Below are 6089 nucleotides of genomic sequence, written 5' to 3'. Positions count from 1 at the left end.
GCATGAATGAAAATGGATACCTATATTTTGTGACATCCAGTCCATTAAAAATCTAAAAATATAGGTTGACTAATCGTAAGAAAAAGCACCCGTTATGGATGCTTTTTTTACTCAATTTTAGTAAAAATACCTTTTACGATGACCGCAACTGCGACATTCATATCCAACCGAATGACCTAAAATAACTTCACCGTTCGGTAACTTTTTAGCATCTCTCACTGGAATTGTTCTTGGGAAACTAGTCATCTCTCTGCATGGTTCCGTTATCCATTAAGCCTTTAATAATTTTCGCTTTTTGTTTGCCATCTTTTCTTTTGCTGCTTCAATATTATTTGCTACTTTCTTATGGTCCTCATCAAATTGAATCATGCTATCAAACATAACTGGAGTTACTGCTTCATCTACGTATTGCAAGTAATCAATTGGCGCTCTTTCTATCTGTTCTACTAAGTACCAGTAAATATCAAAGTCTGCTCTTGGTATAGACTTCTTGCCCTTCAGTTGATGAGACATCCTTACGTAGGATTGAATGACTGGTAGTGGTACTGCGAATACTGACTTGTCCTTACTAAAAGAAACATATTGCTCCCATCCTCTCTGCTTTCTGTAGAGTGATAATAAAGTTGTTGAAAAAATGCGGGTCATTCTATTCAACAATCGGGCCATAATCTGGAATAACTTATTGTGAAAGTGATGTTAGTTTGACATAATTGTTATTAAGTTAAAGAACATCATATCGACATAAGAAGCATTTAAGCTTATGTCCCAAAGAGGGGTTAAAGGTATGGTAGACGTAATTATTCTGAATGGTGGATCGAGTTCCGGGAAGACCACTATCGCAAAGTGTCTTCAGAATTTATTGCCAACGTCTTGGTTAAGGTTCAGTATCGACGATTTAATCGACGCTATGCCTGATGCAATGTTGAAAGCAGACAGCGGAATTAAATTTGGTGACGATGGGTCTGTCAGTCCAGGTACGGAATTTCGCAAATTAGAATCTGCATGGATGAATGGTATTGGCGAGATGGCCCGTAGAGGAGCACAGGTAATTATCGATGATGTCTTCATTAGCGGAGTAGATGCTTGTAATCGCTGGGGAGCTGCCTTGGAAGGGTTGCAGGTGTTGTGGGTTGGTGTTTTCTGTGATCCCATCGTGGCATCCACTCGTGAAAGCGCAAGAGGAGACCGAGTTGCAGGAATGGCAGTTTCGCAAGCGACTGCAGTTCACATTGACATACATTATAACATCAAAGTTGACACAACAAAGACATCGCCAGAAGAATGTGCTCAAATTATCGGTCAAAGAATCAATCTATGAGAGCCTAAGAGATGTTTTAAGCAAACAAGATCATTTCTGTAATATTGTACAATAACAGATGTACAGAACGGTCTTCCGCAATCGGCTGCTATTTTTGAATAAAACTTAGATTTTTAAACGACTTTATTGTTATATTTTTTTCTTGTAGTAAAGTTTTTTACATCAAGATTAAACAACTATATTTCTAACCCCGTCCTATACTTAGAATGGGGTTATGGTTGTTTGAGCTTTTAAAAATAAATAACTTTATTGTCATTTTACACTTTCTCCAGGTAATCTAACTGATGCTGCGCAATGTTTTTTAAATCAAATCGTGTAGGGTTCTCTGTAGATTTCGCTTCAAATGCAATAGCTCGTCCCTTATATACGCCATCATAATCTACTGTACTTTTAGCTTCATAGAATCCACTTAGTACACGGCCCCCTTTACTTTTTAACACCTTCACAGGAGTCGGACGCTTGTTTATAAGCGCCACTCCACCTCTCTGATACAATTTTCGTTCGCTAGATTGATAAGCATTTCAAATGTCATCCCACGGTTTCCTAGTCCCATTGTTATTCCTCACTTTCTATTAAAGGATTATTTTATTAAATTATTTTTCCTTAACCAGAAAAATTGCCCCATGCCTTTTACACCTTTCTCATACACTGGCATTACATAAATCTCTTCATTAATTAGCAGTTGCAACTCAACACATTGTTTCTCCTTTTTCCCCCTTGGAGAACCGAACAGTTAGCTTTTGCTAACTGCTCTTTATTATGAATGCAAATTAATCACCCAAACACATTTCAGAAAAGCTGCATATAATATGGTGATTCCTTTCTTTTAAAAAACGAAACTCGTCACGGGAGCACTTTTATGAAGTGCTCTTTTTTTGTTTTAAACTAATACAAAATGAAATTTTTATAAATTGTATACAGTTCCATATGGAACTGTTAAAAAAGAAATACCGTATGACGTAATATGATGCATTGGGTAATAATATTCCATAGATGAATAGTATGGTTGTATACCTTGCTGCATTTGCTGCTGTGCTTGTAACGCTTGTTGAACAGCGTGAATTGTACTTTGTGCTCCGCTATACGTAATACCCGCCGTACCGTACGGACGCATTCTAGCTCGGGTATCAAAATATGAATAAAACATTATTATTCAACTCACTTCCATATAAATTATTACAAAGTATGTTATGATTCTTAATTTCAGTGAGTGTTAAAAACTGGTTCACTAGCCTTTACTCAAATAGCATTTTTATTTAAATCCACCTTTTTTTGACTGTGGCTTTACTAATACCTTTGTGCTAAAATCCACTAGGATATTTATTTTAAAATTATTTTTGGAGGCTTTATGAATAATCAAAACAACAATGAAACAAACAACAGCAATAGACTATTGGCATTTTTTCTAATAGTATCACCACTATTAATACCTATCGTGCTCCCTACAGCCATAATTGTAGGAATGAAACAATGGATGCCTGATGACGTTGAATACCCAAGTATAATGTCACTATTGACCTTATGTATTGGATTTTTCATAGTTGGGATCATCTTCTCTTTCGTATTACACGTATTTAAATTATCTGAAGAAAAGCTAAAAGAATTAGGTTTCTTAGGATTTACAATTTCAATTGTTAGTACCTTCCTGACAATGTATGTCGGATATTTTTGGCTAGCAAAACTTAATTTCACAGCAGTACAATTATCACCACATGCTGTATTAATCTTTGCGATTTTATCTACTATTCTTTTAGAAGCAATCTTTAAGTTGATTGATAAATTTGATACACCTGATGCAAAAGAAACACTTGAATAGATATTAAAATGATTATCTTAGAGCACATATAACCATGTGCTCTTTTTTCTTTTAATCAAATAAGGATTTTATTTAAACCTCACAAAGCATCTCTTTAACTTAATAGGTTCAAAACTACCTATTTAGCATATATAATACTTTTAAACACTTTAAATTCTATAATCAGTTATGGAGGCATTAAAATGGGAAGCATCCCAAAATTACCATCACAACAATCATTCCAAAAAAACCAAATTAATCCTAGCAATCACCAACAAACGAATAAAAAGCTAAGACGTCGTCTTTTATTGGCAATAGCTTTTATGCTACCTATGGTTATTTCCATTCAAATCTCCATTTACAAGCAAGAACAAATGATTAAGGAAAAACAAATTATACTTAATAAGGAAAAACAAAAATTATCTTATCTAAAGAACGTTGGACACTATTTTGAAAATGATATTAAAACTTTAACAGAAAGCGAAGAAGGTATTTTACAGTTCGCAAGAAAGTTGTATGGTTTTTCCAAGCCTGACGAAACTATATTTCAAATAGCTAAATAGCTTTTCGATATATAAGCAATCATCATTAATCATTGAGCGATTTAATGATAATCGCTTATTATCAACATCCTATTAAATAACCATTTGGTTTAAATTCACCTTAATTCACACTAAGTTTTCTTAACATCCAAATTAATAACTTTATAATATAATTAAACTATTTGTATGGGAGTTGATTTTTATGAAATGGAAACAAAAATACAATCCAAAGCATCTCTTTTACCGCATGTATAGTTATATTTATAAAGCCCTTGATGATATATCATGGACCATAAAATAATTTAGATTTTTAGGATATATCACTCATAAAAATACTCCTTTCAAGAGTACACATTTGCTGTGTGCTCTTTTCACATTGCTATAAAATAACGATTTTGTTATAAAGCCTCTTTTTACCACCTTATATTAATAATCTTAAATATAATAAAATACAGAATGAATATATTTCAGGGAGGTTTTAATATGCCACATGAAGTTTGGCCTCCTATTTGCATAGCAATATTCGTAATATTTTTCCTTGATAGAAAAGAGAAAAGTAAACAATAAAGTTATGCCTCTTAAAAGATTTACAAAATCTGAAATGCTACTATTATGCTTGAGCATTTCAGATCTACCTTATGAACAATATTCATTTTCTTATTCAAATAACGCTTTGGTTCAGTTTTTATCTTTATTTTTTATAAAGTAAAATTTATTTCGTATTCTTACAGGTGTGTTCGAATCTACCTTTTCAATCAAATAATTAAAATCAATCTCCCTAACAATAAATGCTATTAGAAGACCTCCAAATAATCCGAAAAAGAAATTCAATCCCATCACCGTCCCCATTACATACCTTTATCAAAATTCCTAATATGGCCGAAGTGATTACAGTAAAATAGAAAGCCATTTTATTATCACGAATGTATTGACGCAATACTTCTTCACCCCCTGAATAAAACTCAATATTCCGCCAATAATGAAGATATCAAACTCCGATTCCCCCTTGGAGATGAGCAGTTAGCTTTTGCTAGCTGCTCTTTTATTTTCTGAAATTGGTTACATTTACCTGATGTTTCTAACGTAATATTACGTTAGAATATAAAATAGTGAAATATATTGAGCTGTTATACCATTACCCTAGGAAACTAGGGTTTTTATTTCTACAAAATGAAATTTTTATATTAATCTTCCTCTGTATATCTTCTTGATCTGCGCTTCGGTGAATCCCTTGTATACTGCAAACACTTCTGGAAACTGACTCAAACCCATATCAATAATCGTGTCGTCTGTTGTTCTAATAAAGAAATACTTAACCTCACCCATATAATCGTTGTGTAAGTAATAACTCTGAATCTCGTAATCGTAGTTGTTAGCTTCCAAAACTTCATACAGCTTGATTTTCGTTTCATCCATATCGAACATAGATAGCTGCCCCACCCACTTAACAACTCCTTACGTATCAAATGAAATTTTATTATTTATCTTTGTACTCCATCTCTACAAATTCAGCTAAATCAATTTCTTTCATTATTAATTCTTCTAGAAAGTAAAATGCTTCTTGTTCCCCTTCATTTTCTCTTACATTTTGAAACTGTAATTTTTGTTCTTCATCTAATTCAAATTTCACTCTTGCTTCTACAACCATCATTCATTCCCCCATAGCCTTATACTTTTCAAACGTTCCATTCTTCCTTAAAACATTAACCAGCTGCCTTATCGTTGTTTCCGTTCTACCTAGAGATAAAGCGATTCCCTTCACCTTTCCGAATCCATAATACTTACATATGTAGGCTAATTCTCTTGTTGTGTATGGCTTCTTATGATTCGGATGGTAATCGGGATGGTACTTCATTCTGCCCTGTGCATCGTATTGAACTTCCACCCTAATCACTTTCCTTTCAAATAGCATTTTTATTCAATTGCCGTTTTCACTTTTTCTCGTTCTACAATTCGATATGAAATATTTCATATTTTATTATCGCAATATTACTTTATTGACTATAACTTTATATAAATGAGTTTCTATAACGCGGTAAATCAACATTTGTAATTTAATTCCTTATTTAAAATATCTAGAATATAGTTTTAAACACTATATTCGGATAGTTATATTGGAATTTTTTTCTCTACACATCCATATAAGTTTAGTGTATTATGTAGCAGAAGGGTAATTAAAAGACTTACTCTTTGCTATTGAGGGAAGAGCCTGAGAGCCATATCAGGCTCTTCTTTGTTTATATGCCATGTAATCAAATAACGATTTTGTTCAAATTTATTTATCTTTGTTTCTATACACCAACTTGTCATGACATGAGTCACAGTAATAATCGCCAGATTCTTTTGTTATTCCCCTTTCTTAATCCAATGCCATGATTTCCGCTAACGATCTATCCGATATATAAGTATCGATAATTTGGATCCGTCCATATTT

At 33.0% G+C, this 6089-nt stretch carries 7 protein-coding genes and 2 pseudogenes; 3 read left to right on the top strand and 6 right to left on the bottom strand.

Going from position 1 to position 6089, the window contains the following annotated elements; translation table 11 throughout:
• Nucleotides 1-270: 270 nt before the first annotated feature.
• Nucleotides 271-610: pseudogene (locus tag MR065_RS26770) on the bottom strand (Holliday junction resolvase RecU); the annotation flags it as partial.
• A 150-nt stretch (nucleotides 611-760) separates the two neighbouring features.
• Between MR065_RS26770 and MR065_RS26765 the strand changes: the two are divergent.
• Nucleotides 761-1318, top strand: a complete 558-nt coding sequence (locus tag MR065_RS26765; RefSeq protein ID WP_313895175.1) for a chloramphenicol phosphotransferase CPT family protein — start codon at nucleotides 761-763, stop codon at nucleotides 1316-1318.
• 263 nt (nucleotides 1319-1581) lie between these two features.
• On the opposite strand, the pseudogene MR065_RS26760 reads toward MR065_RS26765, so the two are convergent.
• Together MR065_RS26760 and MR065_RS26755 are read right to left on the bottom strand one after the other, a co-directional pair.
• Nucleotides 1582-1871 (bottom strand): annotated as a pseudogene (locus MR065_RS26760) (Holliday junction resolvase RecU); the annotation flags it as partial.
• Nucleotides 1872-2222: 351 nt separating this feature from the next.
• Nucleotides 2223-2465: a DUF3947 family protein gene (locus tag MR065_RS26755; protein ID WP_242215709.1), complete on the bottom strand. Its 243-nt coding sequence runs from the start codon at nucleotides 2463-2465 to the stop codon at nucleotides 2223-2225.
• Nucleotides 2466-2666: 201 nt separating this feature from the next.
• On the opposite strand from MR065_RS26755, the gene MR065_RS26750 reads away from it, so the two are divergent.
• Entirely contained in the window at nucleotides 2667-3134 is a 468-nt protein-coding gene (locus tag MR065_RS26750) for an epimerase (RefSeq protein ID WP_242215708.1), read from the top strand.
• Nucleotides 3135-3316: 182 nt separating this feature from the next.
• Complete coding sequence (locus MR065_RS26745) at nucleotides 3317-3676, top strand: FtsB family cell division protein (RefSeq protein WP_242215707.1); 360 nt, start codon at nucleotides 3317-3319, stop codon at nucleotides 3674-3676.
• A gap of 1158 nt (nucleotides 3677-4834) precedes the next feature.
• Here the strand turns inward: MR065_RS26745 and MR065_RS26740 are convergent.
• From MR065_RS26740 to MR065_RS26730, 3 genes are read right to left on the bottom strand one after another with little or no spacing between them, the layout of a single operon-like run.
• Nucleotides 4835-5095, bottom strand: a complete 261-nt coding sequence (locus MR065_RS26740) for a hypothetical protein (protein ID WP_242215706.1) — start codon at nucleotides 5093-5095, stop codon at nucleotides 4835-4837.
• A gap of 37 nt (nucleotides 5096-5132) precedes the next feature.
• Nucleotides 5133-5303 (bottom strand): hypothetical protein, encoded by a 171-nt coding sequence (locus MR065_RS26735; protein ID WP_242215705.1) that lies wholly within the window; start codon nucleotides 5301-5303, stop codon nucleotides 5133-5135.
• Between the two features lie 3 nt (nucleotides 5304-5306).
• Nucleotides 5307-5540 carry a DNA-entry nuclease gene (locus tag MR065_RS26730; protein ID WP_242215704.1) on the bottom strand — a complete coding sequence of 78 codons (234 nt, stop codon included), beginning with the start codon at nucleotides 5538-5540 and terminating at the stop codon, nucleotides 5307-5309.
• Nucleotides 5541-6089 lie beyond the last annotated feature (549 nt).

Source organism: Bacillus cereus group sp. BfR-BA-01383, from assembly GCF_022663495.1.
In the GTDB taxonomy this organism is placed as follows: domain Bacteria; phylum Bacillota; class Bacilli; order Bacillales; family Bacillaceae_G; genus Bacillus_A; species Bacillus_A cereus_AU.
The sequence above is the reverse complement of the archived record's forward strand: the minus strand, read 5'-3'. Positions and strand labels throughout refer to the sequence as shown.